The 22,661-nt window shown below is 68.3% G+C and carries 16 protein-coding genes; 7 read left to right on the forward strand and 9 right to left on the reverse strand.

Annotated features, from left to right (window positions below):
• Positions 1 to 10: 10 nt before the first annotated feature.
• On the reverse strand, positions 11 to 1,387 hold the full coding sequence (locus FK256_RS11845) for a replication-associated recombination protein A (RefSeq protein ID WP_141424896.1): 1,377 nt from the start codon (positions 1,385 to 1,387) through the stop codon (positions 11 to 13).
• 167 nt (positions 1,388 to 1,554) lie between these two features.
• Here FK256_RS11845 and FK256_RS11850 point away from each other — a divergent pair, with 167 nt between their 5' ends.
• Both FK256_RS11850 and FK256_RS11855 read left to right on the forward strand, forming a co-directional pair.
• On the forward strand, positions 1,555 to 2,547 hold the full coding sequence (locus FK256_RS11850) for an SPFH domain-containing protein (RefSeq protein ID WP_141424897.1): 993 nt from the start codon (positions 1,555 to 1,557) through the stop codon (positions 2,545 to 2,547).
• Between the two features lie 3 nt (positions 2,548 to 2,550).
• Positions 2,551 to 2,820, forward strand: coding sequence for a type II toxin-antitoxin system antitoxin (locus tag FK256_RS11855; protein WP_141424898.1), 270 nt, complete (start codon positions 2,551 to 2,553; stop codon positions 2,818 to 2,820).
• 282 nt (positions 2,821 to 3,102) lie between these two features.
• Here the strand turns inward: FK256_RS11855 and FK256_RS11860 are convergent, their stop codons facing one another.
• From FK256_RS11860 to FK256_RS11875, 4 genes are all read right to left on the reverse strand, one after another.
• Positions 3,103 to 3,525 (reverse strand): hypothetical protein, encoded by a 423-nt coding sequence (locus tag FK256_RS11860; protein WP_141424899.1) that lies wholly within the window; start codon positions 3,523 to 3,525, stop codon positions 3,103 to 3,105.
• Positions 3,522 to 4,226, reverse strand: a complete 705-nt coding sequence (locus FK256_RS11865) for a TetR/AcrR family transcriptional regulator (protein WP_141424900.1) — start codon at positions 4,224 to 4,226, stop codon at positions 3,522 to 3,524. The genes FK256_RS11860 and FK256_RS11865 overlap by 4 nt, the downstream gene beginning before the upstream one ends.
• 99 nt (positions 4,227 to 4,325) lie before the next feature.
• On the reverse strand, positions 4,326 to 6,533 hold the full coding sequence (locus tag FK256_RS11870; RefSeq protein ID WP_141424901.1) for a hypothetical protein: 2,208 nt from the start codon (positions 6,531 to 6,533) through the stop codon (positions 4,326 to 4,328).
• A 204-nt stretch (positions 6,534 to 6,737) separates the two neighbouring features.
• Positions 6,738 to 8,876: a fatty acid desaturase gene (locus FK256_RS11875; protein WP_141424902.1), complete on the reverse strand. Its 2,139-nt coding sequence runs from the start codon at positions 8,874 to 8,876 to the stop codon at positions 6,738 to 6,740.
• Positions 8,877 to 9,148: 272 nt separating this feature from the next.
• On the opposite strand from FK256_RS11875, the gene pulA reads away from it, so the two are divergent.
• A complete protein-coding gene (gene pulA, locus FK256_RS11880) occupies positions 9,149 to 12,061 on the forward strand; it encodes a pullulanase-type alpha-1,6-glucosidase (RefSeq protein ID WP_141424903.1) in 2,913 nt (970 codons plus the stop codon).
• Between the two features lie 10 nt (positions 12,062 to 12,071).
• Here the strand turns inward: pulA and FK256_RS11885 are convergent, their stop codons facing one another.
• Both FK256_RS11885 and FK256_RS11890 read right to left on the reverse strand, forming a co-directional pair.
• Complete coding sequence (locus FK256_RS11885) at positions 12,072 to 12,812, reverse strand: response regulator (protein WP_009232615.1); 741 nt, start codon at positions 12,810 to 12,812, stop codon at positions 12,072 to 12,074.
• Positions 12,813 to 12,938: 126 nt separating this feature from the next.
• Positions 12,939 to 14,411 carry a sensor histidine kinase gene (locus FK256_RS11890; protein WP_141424904.1) on the reverse strand — a complete coding sequence of 491 codons (1,473 nt, stop codon included), beginning with the start codon at positions 14,409 to 14,411 and terminating at the stop codon, positions 12,939 to 12,941.
• Positions 14,412 to 14,555: 144 nt separating this feature from the next.
• Between FK256_RS11890 and FK256_RS11895 the strand changes: the two genes are divergently transcribed.
• The 3 genes from FK256_RS11895 to FK256_RS11905 are packed head-to-tail and all read left to right on the forward strand — an operon-like array spanning position 14,556 to position 17,565.
• Complete coding sequence (locus FK256_RS11895) at positions 14,556 to 15,773, forward strand: ABC transporter ATP-binding protein (protein ID WP_039892659.1); 1,218 nt, start codon at positions 14,556 to 14,558, stop codon at positions 15,771 to 15,773.
• On the forward strand, positions 15,773 to 16,669 hold the full coding sequence (locus FK256_RS11900) for an ABC-2 family transporter permease (protein ID WP_051263545.1): 897 nt from the start codon (positions 15,773 to 15,775) through the stop codon (positions 16,667 to 16,669). Before FK256_RS11895 ends, FK256_RS11900 begins: the two co-directional genes overlap by 1 nt.
• Positions 16,670 to 16,674: 5 nt before the next feature.
• A complete protein-coding gene (locus tag FK256_RS11905) occupies positions 16,675 to 17,565 on the forward strand; it encodes an ABC transporter permease (RefSeq protein ID WP_021605057.1) in 891 nt (296 codons plus the stop codon).
• Positions 17,566 to 18,330: 765 nt separating this feature from the next.
• Here the strand turns inward: FK256_RS11905 and FK256_RS11910 are convergent.
• Both FK256_RS11910 and FK256_RS11915 read right to left on the reverse strand, forming a co-directional pair.
• Positions 18,331 to 18,732 (reverse strand): winged helix-turn-helix domain-containing protein, encoded by a 402-nt coding sequence (locus FK256_RS11910; protein WP_009232622.1) that lies wholly within the window; start codon positions 18,730 to 18,732, stop codon positions 18,331 to 18,333.
• A gap of 1 nt (position 18,733) precedes the next feature.
• The gene (locus tag FK256_RS11915; protein ID WP_021605054.1) at positions 18,734 to 19,387 is read right to left on the reverse strand and encodes a hypothetical protein; all 654 of its coding nucleotides are present in this window, start codon (positions 19,385 to 19,387) and stop codon (positions 18,734 to 18,736) included.
• Positions 19,388 to 19,670: 283 nt separating this feature from the next.
• On the opposite strand from FK256_RS11915, the gene FK256_RS11920 reads away from it, so the two are divergent.
• Entirely contained in the window at positions 19,671 to 22,631 is a 2,961-nt protein-coding gene (locus tag FK256_RS11920) for a lysylphosphatidylglycerol synthase transmembrane domain-containing protein (RefSeq protein WP_141424905.1), read from the forward strand.
• Positions 22,632 to 22,661: the final 30 nt, after the last annotated feature.

Here is a 22,661-nt window from a genome sequence, read left to right on the forward strand (position 1 = left end):
CGCCCCGAGATCAGTGCTTGCGTGCCCGCAGACCCTCCCAGTACTCCAGGCGCTCACGGATGCGCCGCTCGTGGCCGTTGGCGGTGGGCTCGTAGAGGGGCCGGCGCTCAACGCCGTCGGGCAGGTAGTCCGCGCCGGAGAAGCCGTCGGCCGTGTCCGGGTCGTACTCGTAGCCCTCGCCGTAGCCGAGTTCCTTCATCAGCCGGGTGGGGGCGTTAAGGATATGGGCCGGCGGCATGAGCGAGCCGGTCTCGCGCGCCAGGCGCGCCGCCCGGCCGTAGCCGCGGTAGACGGCGATCGACTTGGGCGCGGTGGCCAGGTAGACGACCGCCTGCGCGATGGCGAGCTCCCCCTCGGGCGACCCCAGGCGCTCGTAGGCGTCCCAGGCCGCCAGCGTCATCTGCAGGGCGGCCGGGTCGGCCATGCCGACGTCCTCGCTGGCGAAGCGCACCAGGCGCCGCGCCACGTAGAGCGGGTCCTCGCCCCCGCCCAGCATGCGCGCCAGCCAGTACAGGGCGGCGTCCGGGTCAGAGCCGCGCATCGACTTGTGCAGAGCCGAGATGAGGTTGTAGTGCTCCTCGCGGGACTTGTCATACAGGGGCGCCCGGGAGGCGACAACGGCGCGCAGCCCCTCGACGTCGAGCGGTTCCGGGCCGCCCGGCCCGTCCGGCGTCCAGCCGCCCGCGTCCTGGGCGGCAAGGACCTGCTCGACCATGCCCAGCAGGTAGCGGCCGTCGCCATCGGCCATGGATACCAAGGCGGTGCGGGCATCCTCGGTCAGGGCGAGGTCGCGGCCAGTCAGGGACTCGGCGCGCGCCAGCAGCTCGGTCAGGGCAGCATCGTCCAGGCGGCGCAGGACCATCACCTGGCAGCGCGATAGGAGGGCGCCACCCAGCTCGAAGCTCGGGTTCTCCGTGGTCGCGCCGACCAGGACGATCGTTCCGTCCTCGACGTAGGGCAGGAAGGAGTCCTGCTGGGCGCGGTTGAAGCGGTGGATCTCGTCGACGAACAGGAGCGTGCCCTGCCCGATATCGCGGCGGCGGGCCGCGGCGGCGAAGACCTTGCGTAGGTCGGCCACCCCGGAGAAGGTCGCCGAGGCCTGCTCGAAGACCAGGCCGGTGCGGTCGGCCAGGAGTCGGGCGATCGTCGTCTTGCCGCAGCCCGGTGGGCCCCACAGGATGATGGAGGACAGGCGGCCGGAGGCGACCATGCGGCCCAGCGGTGCGTCGGCGGCGAGCAGCTGGTCCTGGCCGACGACGTCGTCGAGCGCCCGCGGGCGCAGTCGATCGGCCAGCGGGCGGGACGGGTCATCGACGAGGCCGGAGCCGTCGGGACCGGCGTCGTCGAACAGTGAGGGCGAGTCAGGTCCGGGCGCGTAACGAGCCATGCCCCGAGCGTAGGTCCTGGTGGTGACACGAACGTCGGTCGAGCTCCGCCCGGCTCGCCAGCCTCGGCCCGCACCGTCGTGAGGCCACGGCCGCGACGTCACACGGGCAGCGTCACTTGCACCCCTCCAAAAAATAGATATCATTTTGCTAACTCAAGGAGGTTCTCATGTCCACGTCCCCGTCTCACGCCACCACCTCCCCCACTCCCGTTGACGCCTCGGACCAGCCCGTCAACGCCCCCGAGCAGGCCTCCAGTCGGGTCGACATCACGGAGAAGCCGGCCCGGGCCGCGGGCTCCGGCCCCGCCTTCCTCGCCCTGCTCCTCATCCTGGCGCTCACCGCCGGATCGATCACCCTCCTTATCGTCGGCGGCATCGCCGCCGACGCAGGCCGGCCGGGAGCCGTACTGCGCGTCATCACCGGGGGCGTCGGGCTCCTCATCGCCCTTCCGCTGTTCAGCAGCTTCACCGTCGTGGTGCCCGGAGAGACCAGCGTGCGTCAGTTCCTCGGCCGCTACATCGGCACCGTGCGCCACACGGGTTTCGTACTCGTCCCGCCGCTGACCGCCGGCAGGAAGGTCTCCATCAAGGTCCACAACTTCGAGACCAACGAGCTCAAGGTCAACGACCTGGACGGCAACCCCGTCAACATCGCCGCCATCGTCGTGTGGCAGGTAGCCGACACCGCCCGCGCCGTCTTCGCCGTCGAGGCCTACGAGGAATTCATCAAGGCCCAGGCCGAGTCCGCGCTGCGCCACGTGGCCACCACCCACCCCTACGACGAGCCGGGCCCGGGCGAGGCCTCGCTGCGCGGCGGCACGGATGTCGTCTCCGCCGAGCTGGCGGCCGAGGTTGCGGCCAGGGTGGCGCTGGCGGGCCTGGAGATCGTCGAGGTGCGCATCTCCTCGCTGGCCTACGCCCCCGAGATCGCCCAGGCGATGCTCCAGCGTCAGCAGGCCGGCGCCGTCATCGCGGCCCGCGAGCAGATTGTCGAGGGCGCCGTGACCATGGTCGATCAGGCCCTCAAGCGCCTCGAGGCGGACGACATCGTCACCATGGATGAGGAGCGCCGCGCCCAGATGGTCTCCAACCTCCTGGTGGTCCTGTGCTCCGACCAGCGCACCCAGCCCGTCGTCAACACCGGCTCGCTCTACGCTTGAGCCGTGGTCGGTAAAGAGCGCAAGCAGGTCCTGCTCCGGTTGGACCCCGCCGTCCACGCGGCCATCGCCAAGTGGGCGGCGGACGATCTGCGCTCGGTCAACGCACAGATCGAGGTCCTCCTGCGCCGCGCGCTCGACGACGCCGGACGCGGTGTCAAGGCCGCCCCCATGCGCGGGCGGGGCCGGCCGCGCAAGGACGGTGGAGAGGGTGGCAGCAAGAACCGCACCGCCGAGCCGCCCAACGTCGTCGGCCCGGCTGCGGACAGCGAGTAGGCGAGGTGGCCCACTGCTGCCAGGACTCGACAGTCCGGTCCGGTCTGCCCCCACGTTCCGGGTGGACCGGCCCAGTCGTATGCGGCCGGAACTGCGCACGACAGACGGTGGGAACGTCCACATCTGCAGCAAAGGAACCTGGACCCCGAGCGGGCCGCCGGCAGAACCGCGGGATCATGCGGTTCGCTCTCGCACATTCCAGTCTGGCTGAGGCCTTTGCTAAAGATGTGGACACGAAGGCGACCCGCGGCGCCTGATGTGGCGACGTAGACGGCTACCCGTCTACGTGCGAGGTGACCGCTCCGGCACGCGCAGGAGCGGCGCCAGTGCGGCCGCCATGACCAGGGTGAAGGCGCGGTTCTTGAGGAAGTCCTCCCACCAGCCATCCGCCGGCCAGGAGTAGCCCAGGACCAGGATGAAGGCGAAGAACCCCAGCGCTGCCAGGGCAGCCAGCCGGGGCGCGCGTCCGCGGGCGAGCAACCCGAGGCCGACCGCGAATTCGAAGGCGGCCGTGATCAGGCTCAGCCAGCCGATGTTCGCCATGACGAAGCCCCTCCATAGCTCTGCGAGCCAGGGCAATAGGACCGTGTCGGCGAAGGACGCGTAGCTGTGCGGCAAGAAGAGCCCGAAGTAGAGGTGGACCAGCGCCCCGCCTAAGAAGGCGGCGGCGAAGACCACCCGCACCACCGCGCGGTACCGACTCATGGCTCCGTCGCCTCATCCAACGTCTGGGCCGCCTGATCTGACACCGCCGACCCCGCCGCATCCGGCATCTGAGGGCGATGGGTCGCCCCGAAGTGGCGCACATGGGCCCGCAACAGGGCTCGCGCGCGTTCCTCGGCATCATCACCGGACTCGGCGAGCTGAAGCAGAGTGAGGATCGGCCCGAAGAAGGCCAGCGCCGTGGCCTGCGGGTCGAGGCCGCTCCGGAACTCGCCGACGCGGATGAGCCCGGCGAAGATCTCGGCCTGGAAGGCGATGGGCTGCTCGATCCAGTAGTGGCGCAATCGGCGTCCGAGCTCGGGGTCGCGGTACTGGCTGACGATGAACAGGCGGCGCAGGGCGGCGAGCTCGGGGTCGTGGAGGACGGCGTCGAAGAACCCTTCGGCGACGGCTACCAGCCGATCCTCGTCAATGCCGAGGTAGGCGGGCAGGGCGGCGTCGGGCGAGTCGACCGAGACCCCCAGGGAAGCGGCGACCTCGGCCATGCGCGCGTCGGCCCGGTCGACGAGGGCGTCGAAAATCGCCTGCTTGGAGGCGAAGTGCTTGTAGACCGAGCCCTCGCGCACGCCGACGTCGCGGGCCAGGTCGCGGATGGATGTACCGCCCCAGCCATCCCGGGAGAACCGCTCCAGGGCTGCGTCGAGCAGCCTGTCCCGCGTCGAAGGTGAACGATCGTTAGCCATACAGCCAGGGTACCGGCCGAACGGCCGGCCCACAATCTGTCGCAGTCGTTCCCGGCCTGCTGACGACTCCGATCCCGCCCGAAGACCCGCTTCGAGGCGTTACCGCTGAGGGGCCTTTCTGCCGGCGACCACCGCACTTGCACTCGAGTGGGAGTCATCGGAGACGATGACTCCGCCCGGACACAGCGCCACCGGACCGGCGGTCACCCAAAACCTGGGCAACGAGACGCTGACCCACGCGGGCTCGTGACCACCGGAGTCGTTGGCGCCGCGATCCTGCTCGGCGTCCTGGCGGGCCGCATCGTTCTGCGGCACCACGAGCTGGTCGGAGAAGCTGTGGTGGTTCTCGTCATCCACGCGCGCCGAGAAGACAGGGGTGTCCACTGCGCCGGAGTACGGGGGATATGAGTAGGGGGAATCCGGTGTGAGTTTATGGTTCTGTTTGATGATGCGGTAAGTCCCTGCGGGATCGACGGCTGTTACCTTTCCCGAGCGGGTGTCGAAGACGTTGAGCACCAACGGGTGGCCGAACTTCTTGGCCTGCCCCTCGGCCTCGTCCTGGACGGTCCAGGCGGACACGGCCTGGGCACTGGCCTGGATCGCGACCAGAGCCCAGTTGTCGGGCTTGTCCTCCCCCTTGAGGGACACCGTCTCTCCACTGTCGATGTTCTCCACCGTCCCATCTCCGGCGGCGTTGGCAATCCAGCCACCGACATTGACGGGCTGTCCGGCGATCAGCTGAGCCTCGATTCTCCGGGAGGACAGGAAAGAACCACTACTGCTCCCAGCATTAGGTAGAGCCTCGAGGTCTATGACAGGTCGCTGATACTGCGAGTCCTCCTGCTTATCCCGGACGACCACAGCGGAGTGCCCACCGGGTCCCGAAATCGCCGTCTTCTCCTCGTCCAGTGGCCTGAGTTCACGCCCGTCGGCGGTGTCGTAAACCTTGCGGTTGATGACGGTTTTCGAATCGGTCAGCTGCACCGCGGGCGCCGCCCCAGTCACCTGGGTATCAAGAGCGACCCGGCCCGTATTCGTGCTCAGGACCACCACGCGGGTGACATCCACACCCGAGTCAGTGTCACTGAAGCTGCTCTCGGGCGAGACATTAAGGGCGTAGGCGAGCCAGGCACCATTGGGCGAGGTGAAGGCGGACCGCCCACCATAGATACTCGCTCCCTTGAGCGGCTCGGCATTCTCGCGATATGAGCGACCATTCGGCTCGGTCGTGGCAAAGCTCCACGTCACCTTTCCGGTTGAGGAGTCCAGCCCGTAGATGCCGTTTCTGGTGACGACAACAGCGCCGCGCACTCCGGCGAGAATCTCATGAACACTGCTGTCATCAAAGGCAGCGGTCCACATTGGATCAGTGCCGGTCTTCCCCTTGCCGACGGTCGCGGCCGCCATTTCCTCGACTGTCGGAAAACCGTCATGACTGGCCCCCGCACTGATCGTGACCCGGACGAACCGGTCGCAGAACCTGCTGATGAAATTCGGAACAGTCATTACCATCGCGGCGACCACCGCAATGCATATGAGCCCCAGCCCCACGTCCCGCATGCACTCTCCAACAGGCTTCCGAGCTGCAGAGTCCGCTTGCCGAGCGTACTGCGGGAGGAGCAAGACTGCCGGTGACGAGCTGACGACCTTCCCGCACCCGGGATGACCACCTACGGCAGTCTCCGACGTCGAGGCGACGGTCCACGGAGATCCTTCGCTCCCCTCCGCCTGGGGTGGCGCAGGCGGTTGGCAGACGCGCAGGACCAGGTGGCTCAGGATTGCGAGAACCAGACAGACCCACCCGACTACCAGCCGGCCGATGTACTCGGGGACGATCGCACCCGACCGCCCAATCATGTCGACGATCCTCCCACCGAGGAGGAGAAGCAGGAAAGAGACGGCGCCCAATCCACCGACCGCGTACCCGACGATGAGGCCGGCCGGCCACCGGGAGGAAGGTTGCATCTGGCTCGCGGTCCAGGACAACAACAGGACCACTAGAAAAATCTGCCCGATGCTCCACCCCCCGCTGGTCAATGGCACCGGCAGAGGCGAACGCAGCGCCTCCGCGATGCCCCAGCCCAGCAGGATGAGAGCCGCGCCCCCTGCCACCAGACGCGCCCCGGCCAGAAAGCTGACGACCGCCCGCTGGCGACGCGAGCTCCGTTGGGCAACTGCGATTGGTGAAAGCGGACTCCATCCGGCGCCACCGTCATTATCGACCGAGCGGTGGACATCATTGTTCGAGGAAGCCTCGGCTGAATCACCGCCGGAGTCGCCGACCGTCGGCGTCGCATCATTGCTCATGGGATGAGTGTCAGACCTCCACGAGGATTCAACAATGGGGAGCGCATCCACCTTGCCACCACTACGACAGACGACACGTGGAGACGCGGGAGTGCCCCCCTCATGCGCCGACAGGCCACGCACGACGGACCCAGAATGCGCAGGGGCCAGCATCATCATGGGTCACAGCCGGCGAGCATTGGCTTCAGCCTCTGAGCGTCACCACTAAATAGCCTTTCTTGCGGATACCGTCGACCGAGAGCTGTCAGAGCTGAGATCAGAATCGAGAGAAACAATCATCCCACCCGGACACAGCGCTACAGGATCGCGCCCGGTCCTGAACTCAGGGAGTGAAATATTGACCCACGGGGATTCGGAGTCGCTACCGCGTCCAGGATCCCCACGAACCTGACGAGTCGCATCATTCTGCCGAATAACAAAATCGTCATCAGAACCGGCATGGTTTTGGTCTTTCACACGCTCCGAGAAAACAGCATTATCTACTGATCCAGAATATGGCGTGCCCAGCGCAAGACTGCCACTGCCGGTAGCGGTACGGTATGTTCCAGCCGGATCGACAGTCGTCACCTTTCCCGCGCGAGTGTCGAAGACGTTCAGCTCCAATGGGTGACCATAGTTCCTAGCATCGCCGTCAACATAGTCCTGAACACTCCAGGTGGACACAGCCTGAGCACTGGCCTCAATACCCACGATACGCCAGCTACGCGACTCTCCTTTATTGTTGAGGGAAACGGTTCCGCCGGTGTCGATATTTTGAATCGTCCCTTTATCGATATCATTGACGACCCAGCCACCAACATTGATGATCCGCCCATCGATTACTTGAGCGTGAATATCATCATACGGGTTATCGTACAGCCATTGATCAGACTCACCCGCGCGTAAATACTGATCGGACAAGGTGTCGACGCTTGCCCCAGAAGATCTCGATAGATCCTCCTCCTGGCGCAGAGCAAGAACTGTGGAATGACCTCCAGGTCCCGGGATCGCGGCCTTCTCAGCATCCAGAGGCGCGAGTTCGCGACCACTGGCGGCGTCGTAGATCCGACGGTTAATGACAGCCGTGGAATCAGTCAGCTGCACGGTCGGCGCCGATCCAGTGACTTGAGTGTCGAGGGCGATGCGACCGGTGTCCGTATTGAGGACCACGACCCGCGTGACATCATCTGGAGAGTATCCGCCGCCAGAGCTTCCTTCAGGCGTTACATCGAAGGCGTAGGCGAGCCACGCACCATTGGGAGAGGTGAAGGCGGACTCCTCGGCATAGATTTCCACACCCCTCAGAGATCTGACGTCGCTTTCATGAGAGGACTCCTTCAGATCCGCTGTGGAGAAGGACCATGTGCTCTCCCCTGTCGCGGAGTCCAGACCATAAACTCCGCGATCGGTGATGACGACCGCACCGCGCACTCCGGCAAGGATCTGCTTCACATTCACGTCACCGAAGGAGACCTTCCAATCGGAATCAGCAGCCGACTGCTCCTGGCCGGCAGCCGCCTCCACTATTTTCTCCACACTCGGATAACCCTCATAATGAGATGAAGCCTTCGCCGTGACGTGGATGAACGGATCGATACGTCGGTTGATGGCCATTGGCGCTGCCACAGCGAGCGCCGTAGCAGTCGCCACACCGACTGCCCCCAGTCCGAGACGCTGCGCATACGTGCCCACACGCCTCCGGTCGCCACTCCCCTCACTCTCCTCACTCTCCTCGTGCTGAGATTCTCTGGGCACCGGCAGCTTGGATGCCACACCGGATAAAATGTCACTTACGGTGATATCAAGCTCCACATCGCCGTCGGACTCAGAGGCGACAGAGCTATTCCGGCTCTCCGAAGAAGGCAGGGAGGCGTGAGCGTATGCGCGCCCTGCAATGTTGGTCAGAACAGCGAGAGTGAAACAACCCCACGCCGTCATCAGCTGACCGACGAAACCAGGAATGCTCATGCCCGACCACGTGATCTTGACGATGCCGGCCTTGACGAGGGGGTAGGCGAAGACGGTGGTGAAAGCAAGAACAATGGCCGCACCCCAGAAGCTGCCAGCAGTCAGCCGTTTAGATGGACGCGTCGCCCAACCGGCACACAAGGCGACCATCGCGATCAGCACCGCCCAGATGCACCATGACTCGTCGCTCACGGGCAGCGGCGAGCGTACAATTTTAATAAACCCCATTAGCACCAGAATAAAGGTCGCCACACCCGCCACCAGACTGACGCCGATGAGAAAGCTGAAAACCAGCCACCGACGCCGTAACGGCCGCCTGGAAACACTATGAGACAAATCCGACTGCTCATCTGGGTCATCGGACCACCACGTCTCTCGCGTCTCTTCGTCGCTCATGGAGCCAGTCTCAGTTTCTCGAAACGCGGCAGACAATGGGGAGCCCGAACCACCCGGTCGGATACGGGGGCATTCCCTGCGCAGGGGCGGGCGGCGAGCCGGAGGCTGGGGAGAACAAGCCCCACCATCAGGGTGACAGTGGCCCATGGCCCAGGGGAGACTATGAGATGAACGGACCCACTCGCGGCCCCCACCCCACGGAGCCGCACGCGACACGCCCGGCAGGACCGGCGACGCCCCTTCGCGGCGTCTCCGTTCGGGAGGACACCACCATGACCTTCACCTACTCGATCACCTGCACACTCGACGCCACCGCGGCCTTCCCACCCGTGGCGGGCAGCGAGGAGCAGCGCGCCTACTGGGTCACCCCCACCCTCCTGGCGTGGCCGCTGTCCCTGCTGCCCATGGGGATGGACCGCGCCGGCGTCGTCACCGACGCGGGCGACCCCGTTCCCGGCTCTGGCCTCGCTCTGCGTCTCATCACGGCACCCGACGGCGGCGCGGCTGCCGTCCACGGACGGATCCTGGGCGCGGAGGGCATGCCCGCCCCGACGGTGACGCCCTTGCGCGTCGTCGGGAACCTGCCCGGTGACGTCCTCGCCGCTCGCCCCCACCTGGAGGGCTACATCGCCCTGAGCGCGACCGATGCCACCGGCGCCCCCTTGCTCGACGAAGATGCCGTCGCCGCGGCCCTGACCGGACAGGTCGCGATCGCCCAGTACGTCGGGGCCCCCGACCCCACCGAGGTCGCCGACGTCGGCGGCGCCCGGCTCGACGCCTTCACCGGCGTGCAGACCGCGATCCTCCTGGACCATCTCTACGCCGAAGCCGCTACCCGCGCCGAGCTGGGCGTCACTTTCCGCGATGGCCGCCCATCCTTCGCTCTGTGGGCGCCCACCGCCCAGGCCGTCACCCTCCTGACCTGGGAGACCGGCGACCCGCTGGGCTCGGTGCCGGAAGTTCCCGGCTCGCCGACCCGCACTGCGGCCGTGCGCACCGACGACGGCCGCTGGGTCGTGGACAACCGGCCCGGCCAACCGGACGACGCCGGAGCGAACGAGTCGGACCTGGGCCGGCCAGGCTCCCCCATCACGGCCGGCTGCCAATACCTGTGGGAGGTGCGAGTCTACGTGCCCTCCACTCTGCGGGTGGAGACCAACATCGTCACCGACCCCTACTCGACGGCCCTGACGACGGACTCGACCCGCTCGGTCGCCGTCGACCTGGCAGAGGCGCGCCTGGCCCCCGAGCAGTGGGCCCAGGCCCCGGCACCAACAGTGCGCAACGACTCGGCCCGCAGCATCTACGAGCTCCACCTGCGGGACTTCTCCGCGGCCGACGAGACCGTCCCGCCCGAGCTGCGCGGCACCTACCGGGCCTTCACTGTTGCCGGCTCCGCGGGCGTGCGCCATCTGGCCGAGCTGGCGCAGGCCGGCATGACCACGATCCATCTGCTGCCCACCTTCGACATCGCCACTATCCCAGAGCACCGCGGCTCCCAGCGTTCCCCGCGGATCCCCTCCGAGGCGCACCCGGCCTCGGCTGACCAGCAGGCGGCCGTCGAGGAAGTGGCCGACGACGACGCCTACAACTGGGGCTATGACCCCCTCCACTGGGGCGCACCCGAGGGCTCCTACGCGACCGAGGGCCACCAGGACGGCGGGGCGCGCATCATCGAGTTCCGCGAGATGGTCGGGGCCCTGCACGCCCTGGGCCTCCAGGTGGTCCTCGACCAGGTCTACAACCACACGGCCGCCTGCGGGCAGGACCCGCTCAGCGTCCTGGACCGGGTGGTACCCGGCTACTACCACCGACTCGACGCCGTCGGGCGGGTGACGAGCTCGACCTGCTGCGCCAACACGGCCACCGAGAACGCCCTGTGCGAGCGCCTGATGGTCGACTCGGTGGTGCGCTGGGCCCGCTGGTACCGGGTCGACGGCTTCCGCTTCGACCTCATGGGCCACCACCCGCGCGCCGTCATGGAGCGCGTGCGGGCGGCCCTGGATGAGCTGACCATGGCCGACGACGGCGTCGACGGCCGCTCGATCTATCTGTACGGGGAGGGCTGGAACTTCGGGGAGGTCGCGGGCAACGCCCTGTTCGTGCAGGCCACCCAGGGCCAGCTCGACGGCACCGGGATCGGCGCCTTCAACGACCGCCTGCGCGACGCCGTCCACGGCGGGGGCGCCTTCGACCCCGACCACCGCGTCTTCCAGGGCTTCGGCACCGGCTTGCTCACCCAGCCCAGCGGCCTGGACCACCGCAGCTGGAACGAGCAGTCGGCGGACCTGGCCCACCGCACCGACCTGGTGCGCTTAGGGCTGGTGGGCAACCTCAAGGACTATGTCATGACGATCTCGGACGGGACGGTGCGCCGCGGGATCGACCTCATCCACAACGGGGCGCCGGCGGCCTTCGCCTCCCAGCCCCAGGAGAACGTCAACTACGTCGACGCCCACGACAACGAGACGCTCTACGACCTGCTGGCCTACAAGCTGCCCCAGGGCATGCCGGTGGCCGAGCGGGTGCGGATGAACACGGTGTGCCTGGCCACGGTGACACTGGCGCAGTCGCCGTCCTTCTGGAGCGCGGGCACCGAGCTGCTCCGTTCCAAGTCCCTGGACCGGGACTCCTACAACTCGGGGGACTGGTTCAACGCTATCGACTTCACGGGGCAGTCCAACGGCTTCGGACGGGGCCTGCCGCCGGCCAGCCGCAACGAGGGCTCCTGGGCCATCCAGGGGCCGCTGCTGCAGGACGCCTGGCTGCGGCCATCGCCCGAGGAGATCGCGGCGGCTCGCTCCCAGGCCCTGGACCTGCTGCGGCTGCGCGCCTCGACGCCGCTATTCAGCCTGGGCTCCACGCGCCTCATCCAGGACAAGCTGACCTTCCCGGGGGCGGGCTTCGGCGCGCCGGCCGGTGTGATCGTCATGCTCATCGACGACACCCGGGGCGGCCAGGACGTGGACCCCGAGCTCGACGCCGTCCTGGTGGTCATCAACGCCTCCGGGCAAACGCTCACCCAGCCGCTGCCCGAGCTGACGGGCCGGGACTTCCGCCTCTCCCCCATCCAGGCCGAGGGCGCCGACGAAGTGGTGCGCCGCACCGGCTTCGACCGCGCCAGCGGGACGATCTCGGTGCCCGCGCGCACCGTGGCCGTCCTGGTGCAGCCGCAGGCGGCCTGAGCGCTCGTCCTCAGGCCCGACCCAGGACGTCGGCGAGGTCGATGACGCCGCCGCGCAAGGCCAGCAGCACCAGCTGGACCCGGTCGCGGCAGCCGGTCTTGGACAGTAGGTGGCTCACATGGGTCTTGACCGTGGGCATGGACAGCCACTCGCGGTCGCAGATCTCCTGGTTGGTCAGACCCAGGGCGATGAGCGCCAGGATCTCGCGCTCACGCTGGGTCAGGGCCGCGACCTGCTGGGAGGCCTCCGCCGCTCGGACCTCCTCGACCGAGTCCTCAGAGGCGTGGCGTCCGGTACCGGCCTCGTTTCCCACGCCGACCCCACTGACCTGGCCGGTGCGCACTGCTGTGAGCAACCGGCGCGTGGGCCCCGGGGAGATGACCGAGTCGCCGTCGTGGACGGTGTGGATCGCGGTGATGAGGTCCTGTGGCGGGGTGTTCTTGAGCAGGAAGCCGGCCGCACCGGCCTCGATGGCCCCCATGACGTAGCCATCGGTGTCGAAGGTGGTCAGGATGACGACCCGCCCGGTGGTGCCGCGGGCCATGAGCTCGCGGGTGGCGGCCAGCCCGTCCAGGCCCGGCATCTGCACGTCGAGCAGGAGCACGTCGACGGGGTCTGCGGCGTTGCGCATGAGGGCGTCGTTGCCGTCGACGGCCCGCCAGACGACTTCCATGTCCGGCTGCGCCCCCAGCAGCATGGCCAGCCCCATGGTGAACAGCGGCTCGTCATCGGCCAGACCCAGGCGGATCACAGGCGCCCCCCTTCTTGACGTCTTCTCACGGGAAGTATCCGCTCTCCAGGGGCTCACTGTGCGATTTCGTGCTGGCGAAGTACCGATGACCTCCTGCGAAGTTCATCATATGAGCACGATTGGACCTCACTCTGGGACGACGGGGAGCTCCGCCATCACCCGCCAACCGCCCTCGGGCGTAGGGCCGGCGGTGAAGGAGCCGCCGAGTTCGGCGACCCGGTCGCGCATCCCGATCAGGCCGAAGCCGCGGTGCAAGGGTCCGTTTTCTCCGTCCCCCTCGCTCCCTTCCGGCGCATCCGCCGCCTGCGCCGATGATGCGGCCCGGGCCTTCGGGGCCGGGGCGTTCTCGACGGCGAGGACGGCGCGGCCGATCCCGGTGCTCAGCGAGACGGTCGTGGTCGCCCCGGGGGCGTGGCGCAGCACGTTGGTCAGCGACTCCTGGGCCACCCGATGGAAGACCTGCGCCGCCGCCGGGGGGATTCGCTCGGTCGGGTCGGTCTCCAGGGTGACGGGAAGTCCCGCATGCTGCGCCTGGCGCACCGGTTCGCGCAGAAGATCCCTCTCATGGTCATGACTCGACGCCGCAGGTCCGGTTCCGGTAAAGGTCCCGGTGCCGGCATCAACCGCTTCAGCAGTCTCGTCTGCGGGGCCCGCGCCGTCACCGGTACCGCCCGCACCAATAGCGCTGGCGGCTGCGACGCCGTCGGAGGCCTCCGAGCCTGCGGCCTCGGAGCGCAGGATGTCGACCAGGGCGCGCACCTCGTCCACCGAGCGACGGGAAGTCTCCCCGATGACGGCCAGGGCCTCATCTGCGGCGGCCGGGTCCGTGGCCAGGATGGCGCGGGCGCCCTCTGCCTGCATGGCGATGACGGTGAGGCTGTGTCCGAGCAGGTCATGGACGTCGCGGGCGATGCGCTGCTGGGTCTCAATGACCGCTAGGCGCCGCTCGGTGGCCTGCTGCGCCTCGAGCACCGCGGCCCGCTCGAAGGCCTGGTTGTAGCGGTCGCGGCTGCGACGGCGCGCGGCACCGACGAAGGCCGCCACCGAGACCAGCAGCCAGGCGTTGGTGAGAAGGATGAGCCGTCCGGCACCCGCGTGGACCTGGTCACCGATGAGCTCATGCGCCCGCGTCGTCGCGGCGGCCGCCCCCACCAGCTCGAGGACGAGCCCCACCCACCGCCACGGTGCCTCCAGGCGGGACTGCGTTGTCTCCACCGCAATCAAGCCCGTCACGACGAAGAAGATGGAGAAATCGGTGAACACCACGAGGTGCACGCTCAGGCAGATGCCGGCCACGATGACGAAGAACAGCGGGGAGTGGCGCCTCACCACCATGGCCAGCGCACAAGCCACCACCAGAAAGAGGTAGAACGCCGTTGCTGCACCCTGAGTAAACCCGCCCACCGCCTCCGACCGACCGATGAGAGACAGGAAGAGGAAGGCAAGGGCGATGACGACGTCGGACGCAGTCGTCCACGGGCCCGACCGCGGGTAGCGCCAGGCGGCCGGAATCGGACCCGCCTGCGGCAGGTGCCCGGCCGATGTCGGCGTCGCCACCGATCCCGCCTGCACCGCCTCGCCACCTCGCTGTTTTCTCATGCCCGAACCGTACCGCCGTGGCGGCGCGCCCCGGAGGCCCGAGCAGGGATTTCATACCCGGGTATGAGCAGGGCAGGAGGACCCGCTCCAGAAGCAGACCACGGACTGATGATCTCCCGGTCCGGCGCGGGCAGGCTTCCTGCCATGACGACTTCACATCACTTCCCCCCAACCTCACCCACACCTCTCCAAACACCGACGACGACCGGCGCACCGGGGCTACCGGTCGACCAGCAGCCCCGGACCGCTCAGCAGTCCTTCCCCCGGCTGAGTCCCGACCACGGCGCACCGGTGCCCGACCGGCTCCCGACCACTGCGGCACCCAGCCTCGTCTCCCCCGCCGCGGCGCCCGCACAGCCGGCCCCCAATCCACAGACCGGAACGGCGCTCGCCACGGCGGCCGACGACGCCGTCGTCCTCACCCAGGACCTCACCAAAACCTTCGGCCGGCGCACCGTTGTCGACGGCCTGAACCTCGTGGTGCCGCGAGGGAGCATCTACGGCTTCCTCGGACCCAACGGCTCGGGCAAGTCGACCACGATGAAGATGCTGCTGGGACTCCTGGCACCCACCCGCGGGCAGATCAGCGTGCTCGGGCGGCCCTTCACCCCGGCCACGCGCGCCGAAATCATGTCGCGCACCGGCTCCATGATTGAGCACCCGCCCGGCTACGGCCACCTCACGGGCGCCGAGAACATGCGGATCGCCGCGAAGATGCAGGGTCTGAGCGACCAGCAGGTCGACCGCGCCCTGGCCCTCGTGCGCCTGACCGAGCACAAGGACCGCCTGGTGCGCACCTATTCCATGGGCATGAAGCAGCGCCTCGGGATCGCCCTGGCGCTGGCCCGAGAGCCCGAGCTGCTCATCCTCGACGAACCCACCAACGGCCTAGACCCGGCCGGCATCGAGGAGGTGCGCCGCCTGCTGGTCGAGCTCTCCGGCGAGGGCATCACCGTCATGGTCTCCAGCCACCTGCTCGACGAGATTGACCGCATGGCCTCCACACTCGGCATCCTGTCGGCCGGTCGCCTCGTCTTCCAGGGCACACGCGCCGCGCTCATGGAGCGCTCGGTGCCGGACATCCTCGTCGTCACCCCGACGCCGCAGGCCCTCCTGGACCCGCAAATCCTGGCCGGGCTCGTACCGGCTCAGGCCCCCGGCGCAGCTGGCGCCCCCGATCAGCCGAACGGACCGGTACTGGTGCCGCAGGGCGTGCGCATTCCGGGGATGTCGAAGGGCGCCGTCGCCGAGCTCATCAACCGACTGGCCGCCGCCGGCGTCGAGATGCACGAGGTGCGCCGCGAGGCCCAGAGCTTGGAGGACATCTTCATGGACCTCACCGGACGGGGAGGTGTCCTGTGATGACCAGCGCCGCACTCTCATCAGCACCGGCCCTCTCCCAGCCCCCCACCGCGGCCGGGACCGCCGGCTCAGCGAGACCTGCGCCGTCGGCGCGCGGCTCCCGCAGCACCCGGACATCCGCAGCACCCGGCTTCTTCACGTCCGTGCGCGTCGAAATCCTCAAGATGCGCAGGCTGCGCGTGCTGCTGGTGACCGTTCTGCTCCTGGTGGCCTCCATAGCGATCAGCACAATGGAGCTGTTCTCCCTGGCCAGGCGAGGGACGCTGGACACCCCCTCCTCTCAGCCCTGGGCGGCTCTCCTGCTGAGCACGGCCCTGTTCAACGCCCTGACGCAGCCGATCTTCGTCGCGATCCTCGCCAGCCGGCAGACCGATATCGAGCACAGCGGGGCCGGGTGGAACCTGGCGGCCACGTCGGGCCTGACGCCTGGAGCTCTGTGCCGGGTCAAGCTCGCCGCGCTGTCGCTCCTCATCGTTCCCGCGGCCATCGCCGAGAGCGCGGTCCTCATCGTCGTAGCGCGGGCGATAGGGGTGTCCCTCCCGCTCGACGTCGGCCCCTGGGTCACTTATACGGTTCTGCTCGCCCTGGTCAACACGGCGATGTGCGCCTACCACCTGTGGCTCGCGGCCGTGGTTGAGAACCAGCTGGTCGTCATGAGCGCGGGGCTTCTGGGCGGTTTCATCGGCGTCTACATGATGCTCGCCCCGCCAATGCTGGCGAGGCTACTGCCCTGGGGATATTACGCCATCATCACGCCCGTGACGATGTCGATGGTGAACGGCCACGGCGCCTACGAGTACATCAGCGTGCCCGCGGGCTGGGTCGTGGGCTTCGCCGCCCTGACCGCCGTCATCTTCACTGCCGCTACCCGCCGGCTCGACCGGATCGAGAGGTGATCCCCATGAGCACGCCCGTCCACACTTCCACCATGCCCCGCGGCACCGGCTTCGCCCGACCCGCCCCGGCCAACTCCAGTGCCCGACCCGCCCCGGCCGAGATCACAGCACCGGGCCGCAGCAGCGGTGGTAGCCGAAGCGGCTTCGCCTCCCTGCTGGCCGCCGAGGCCATCAAGCTCAAGAGGTCCTCGGCGTGGGTGGTGGTCATTCTGCTGCCGCTGCTGGCGGTGTTCGCCGGTACCTTCAACTTCTACGCGAACCGGGAGGTTTTTTCCCAGACGTGGGAGTCCCTCACCTCCCAGATGACGGTCTTCTACTCGATGTTCTTCTGCTCTCTGGGGGTGGCACTGCTGACCTCAACCGTATGGCGGGTGGAGCACCGGGGCACGAGCTGGAACGCGATGCGCACCACTCCCCACTCTCCGATAGCCGTGGCGCTGGCCAAGACCCTGGTCATTTTCGTGCCCGTGCTGGCGATGCAGGTGGTCTTCATGGTCCTGGCATGGATCTCGGGAACGTTCATCATGGGCCTGGGGCCCGCGATGCCCCTGGTCTTCATCGTGGCGGACCTCCTCGCGATCGTGGGTGCGCTGCCACTGATCGCGGTGCAGTCGCTTCTGAGCATGCTCATGCGATCCTTCGCCGCGCCCGTGGCGGTAGCTTTCGTCGGCTGCGTCATCGCCACCGGCTTGGAGGCGAGTCAGAGCCCTCTGGCCTACGGCGTCCCGCAGGGCATTCTCAGCATGACTCTGCTCCTGGGATCATCAGCCATGTCGACGGCCGGGAAGCTGGACGCGGCGAGCATACTCCCTCTCCTGGCCGCCATTGTGGGCCTGGGGGCCGTCCTGTGGGGCCTGCTGGCCCTCGTCGCCCGCCGCACCGGGGGCGTGCGCTAGCAGATCGGCCCAGCGCACCCACCCAGCGCCGTTGGGAACGTACATCTCCCGCGAAAACTGCGTTTTCCCGCAGATGACTGAGGGCAGATCTCAGTCATCTGCGGGAAAAGTACGTTCCCGATGAAAAACGCAGTCGCCAACCACACCGCCCGGGAGTCACCCAGTTCCGTGCATCTCCAGGCACTATCCAGTGCGTTTGCTCCGCCTGGCAGGCGAATCGTGTCCAAACGGGACGACTTTGAGCTCTTCAGCAGTCACGCTCTTCAGAGCAACATGGCTCTGACCTGCATAGATGCACAGCGCCTCGCATAAGCGCCGCGTCAATGTCGTCCCGTTTGGACACTTTTACCTCAGGGCGGCCAAGGCAAGGAGCTTATCCGGCACCGCCCCCTACGAACCCCTACGAAGGAGGCGGCGAGCCCACCCACGCCCTCGAGCAGGGTGCGCCGGTCGATCCGGCGAGCAGCCTGCCGGTCGGGTCGGAGGTTGTTCTGCATGTTGGTCTGCGCGATCTTCGAGTTCTGAGACATGGCATGCCCTTGGGGTTGTCCACGGTGACGGAGATCTGACGGAGACGGCAACGGGAAGGGCGGGGCGGACATCCCGTCCGCCCCGCAGCCCGGCCGAACGGCAGGTACCGATCAACCCTTGCGACGACGTCTCATGAGGTACCACCATCGGCATCCACACATAAGACTTGCTTCACGCCTTACGTCGACCGCTCGGTTAATCACGCCCCTCGGCCGAGGCCGGCCGCCTCGACCCTCAGGCGTCGAGCAGAGAGCGCAGGTTGCGCACGTAGCGCTCGAAGGCCACCCTCCCCTCAGGAGTCAACGCCAGAAAGGTGGCTGGACTGCGTCCGGCATAGGTCTTGTTCTGCTGGACATACCCCGCCCCCTCCAGCTTGGACAGATGGGTGGACAAGTTGCCAGCCGTCATGTCCAGCAGCTCGCGCAGCCGCGGGAAGTGCAGCTCGTCACCAACCGGCACGGCGGCCAGGGTCGCCATGATCCGCAGGCGGGCCTGGGCGTGAATGACGGGATCGATGTCGACCTCGGAGGCGGCGGAGGCGCCCATACCGGCCAGGTCCGCCGGCTTCGCCGCCCAGGTCTCGGAGCCCGCACGCCCTTCCTCCTCCCCCGGTCCCTTCCGGGGCTTCTCGGCCATCTCACGCACCTCGCTTCGTTCTCATCACGGCACTGATGATGGCGGCCACCAGCATGCCGCCCCCGCCGGCCACGGACATGATCCACCAGGCCCAGGGCATACCGACAATCGTGACCACGAGGGTGACCAGGAGGATCCAGCCACCCAGAATCCCCATGACCGTCTCATCCCACAGCGCGGCGCTCATGAGGAAGATGACGCCGACGACGAGGCAGGGCAGGGCGTTGGATACCAGGCTCGCGATCTCGTTGGCCCGAGCCGTGTTGACGCTGGCCAGGAAGGCGTTCGCCCGCCCCAGGATGATGGCGCACAGCGGCATCCCGAGAGCCCAGGCGAGGCTGTAGTAGGTGCCCTCGCGGCTGCTTCGGCCGCGGATGCCGCGCGCCTTGGGGATGATGTAGGCGAAGGTGAAGAGCAGCGCCGCCGCGAGACAGCCGCAGAAGAACAGGTACGGCACTCTCGGCATGTCATAGTCCGGCTCACGATAGAGGGCGAGCGCGGCATAACCGACCAGCCAGGCCAGCCCCCAGGCAGTCAGGAGCGGGGCCGCCTTGATCTCGTGGCGCTTGAGATAGGTGCTCCGCTGGGCGTCAACGACAGCGAGAGCCTCTTCAGGCCCCGCCGGAACCTCGTGATGCTGAGTCGCAGCACTCATGATGAACCCCCTTACTCAGAGTGGTTTGCGTTTCAAACCACCTCCAGGATAGCGCCCTTGAGTTTGCATTGCAAACTACTTTGAAGATAGGCGACTATCGTGGGGGTGGGCGGGATAGCGCTCGAAGGCAGTCGTTGGCCACTGCGGGTCGACGGGAGCGCCGCAAGGAACGGTGAGGCGAATGGCCGCCGAGAGCACCCATACCGTCCGCCCCCCTCCTACGCCGCGCGGGTCCTCCCGACGTAGGAGGGCCTGCACAGGGTCGCCTCCTAGAATCGGCTCCATGACTGATGCGGCACCAGGCTCACCCCCATCGGCAGGCGGCCTCACCGACACCCCGGCGCCGACCGATGCCACCGAGCCACCCACGCCGACGACCACCGAACCACCCGTCGCCGTCGCCGTATCACCCGCCCCCGCACCGTCAGCCGGATCGGCCTCCACCTCACCGGTCGGCATCCCGGTCATCGGCGTCGCCCCGGCACCCGAGCCCGCCCCCGCTCCCGGCCCCGCAACCCCGTGCTCAACGACGCTCCTGGTGGACACCACCGCGCACCGTCTGCGCCGCACCGAAGACCTGCTCGACCTGACCCTGACCCTCCTGGGCATCGGCGCCGTTCTGATCCTGGCGATCTACGCCCGCCAGACCACGACCGGCGTCACCCAGGACGTCCAGAACGCCCTGGCGGTGGTGCTGCGTCGCATCCTGGTCTTCCCCCTGCAGGCCGTCGAGGGACTGACCACCTTCATCGTGCCGCTGGCCGTATTGCTGGACCGCCTCCTGCGCCGCTCCTGGCGCTCCTGCGGCGAGGCCGTCATATCGGGGATCGCCGGTTACGCGGTCGCCGTCGCCGCGATGACCGGCCTGGTCATATGGGGGCCGACCGCCCTGGTCATGGGTCTGACGGTCACCGCCTCGGGCACCGCCCAGCTGGGCGTCTCCACCGTCTTCGCCTCGATGGCGGGCCTGCTCACGGGCGCCGGCGACCGCAACAGCTCGACGACGATGCGTTCGGGCTGGGCGGCCCTGTGGGTGATCCTCGGCCTGGCTGTCCTGCGCGGCGCCCTGACTCTGCCCGGAGCGGTCCTGTCGCTGCTGCTGGGCCGCACCGTCGGCCTGCTGGTCCGTTACGTGTTCGGAGTGGAGGACCGCCGCGCCCACGGGGTCACGCTCGTGCGCGCGCTGCGCCGGGCCGGGATCGACGCCGTGCGCGTCGTGCGCATGGACCGCGCCCCCGAGGCGCGCGCCTGGGTCGTCACCACCGATGCGCCCCTGGGCTACACCGAGCAGGTCCGTGAACAGGTGCGCGACAACCCGCTGGCGTCGGACGCCCCGACGAACAGCGCCGGCCCAGCCGCGCCATCGACACCCGATCATCCCGCCGACGAAATCCCTGTTCCCGCCGCAGCACCAGCCGCCGAGCCGGCTACCGGCCCGACTGCAGACCCGCAGGCCGAGCCGGTCGCCTCCCCGCTCGACCCGAGGCCGTCGGGCTCGGCGGGCGCCAACACGATCAGGCCGGCCACCGACGTCGACCTGGCCGCGGTCCTCGCCGAGGCCTCCAGCGACGCCCTGTCGCAGAAGCGGGCCTCGGTCCACCGGATGTACGCCGTATGGGACTCGGCCGGCGAGCGCCGCAATGTCACCCTCCTCGACGCCGACCGGCAGGTGGCCGGATTCCTGTCCAACATCTGGGACCAGATCCGCGTCAGGGGCCTGTCCCCTACCCGCGACCTATCCCTGCGGCCGGCCGCCGAGCATGCCGCCCTCATGACGATGGAGGCGCGCCGCGCCCGCGTGCGCACCCCCGGCCTGCTGGGCATGGCCGAGGCCGCCGAGTCGGTGCTGCTCGTGACCGACCACGTCGTCGGCGCCCGCTCCATCCGCGATCTGGGGTCCGAAGTCGACGACGACGTCCTGGACCAGCTGTGGGGCCAGCTCCAGCGGGCCCACACCGCGGGCCTGGCGCACGGCAGCATCGACGCCTCGAGCGTCGTCGTCGACGAGGCCGGAGGGCTGTGGCTCCTGGACTGGGCCTCGGGGGAGACGATCTCCTCCGAGCTGTCCCGCCGCGTGGACCTGGCTCAGGCCCTGGCGCTGACGGCTCTGAGCGTGGGGGCCGAGCGGGCCATCGACGCCGCCTCCCGGTCGCTGACCACAGCGCAGCTGGCCTCGATCGCCCCCATGCTCCAGCGGGTGGTGCTACCGAGTCAGACCCGCGAGGTCATGGGCAGGCGCGGGGCCAGCCGGCAGGTCCTGCAGGACCTGCGCGACGCCCTCGTGGCCCTCACGCCCACGGCCGACGCCGAGCCCGCCCGCCTCAACCGCTTCTCCACGCGCACCGTCCTCATGGCCGTGGTGGCGCTGGTGGCGGTATGGACGCTGCTGGCCCGACTGGACTTCCAGCAGGTCAGCGCCGCCGTCTCGCAGGCGAACATCTGGTGGATGCTGGCGGCCCTGGCCTTCTCGGTGGCGACCTACGTGGGCGCCGGGCTCACGCTGGTGGCCTTCAGCCCCGAGCGGCTGTCGCTGTGGCGCTCCACCGAGGTGCACCTGGCCAGCGCCGTCGTGTCATTGGTGGCTCCGGCCGGCGTGGGCGGGGCGGCCATCAACCTGCGCTTCCTCAACCGCAAAGGCGTGCCGACGGCAGTCGGCGTGGCCACGGTGGCCCTGGTGCAGGTGGTCCAGTTCATCGTGACGGTGGTGCTGCTCGTGGTGCTGGCGGCGATGACCGGCCAGTCGACGGGGCTGACGCTGCCGTCGGGCTGGGTTCTGGTCGCGGCCGGCGCCATCGTCGTGGTGGCGGCGGTCGTCCTGGTCATCCCTCAGGCGCGCACCTGGGCGTGGGCCAAGATCGAACCCACTTATCGCCAGGTGTGGCCACGGCTCGTATGGGTCATGTCCAACCCGATGCGGCTGGCCCTGGGGGTCGGCGGCGCGCTCATGCTGAGCCTGTCCTACATCCTGTCCTTCAGCGCGAGCCTGTGGTCCTTCGGCTACACGGTGCCCTTCGCGGTCCTGGCCATCACCTACCTGGCCTCCAACACCGTGGGCTCGATCGTGCCCTCCCCCGGTGGTATCGGGCCGGTCGAGCTGGCCCTGACCGCGGGGCTCGTCGCCGCCGGCGTCCCCTACGGGGTGGCACTGTCGACGGCGATCGTCTACCGCCTGGTCACCTTCTGGATCCCGATCCCCGTGGGCTGGCTCAGTCTCCAGCGCCTCCAGAAGGTCGGGGACCTGTAGATCCGGCGACGCTGAGCCGGCTAGCGCCGG

Origin of the sequence: Actinomyces johnsonii (genome assembly GCF_006546835.1) — a bacterium.
Lineage (GTDB): Bacteria > Actinomycetota > Actinomycetes > Actinomycetales > Actinomycetaceae > Actinomyces > Actinomyces johnsonii.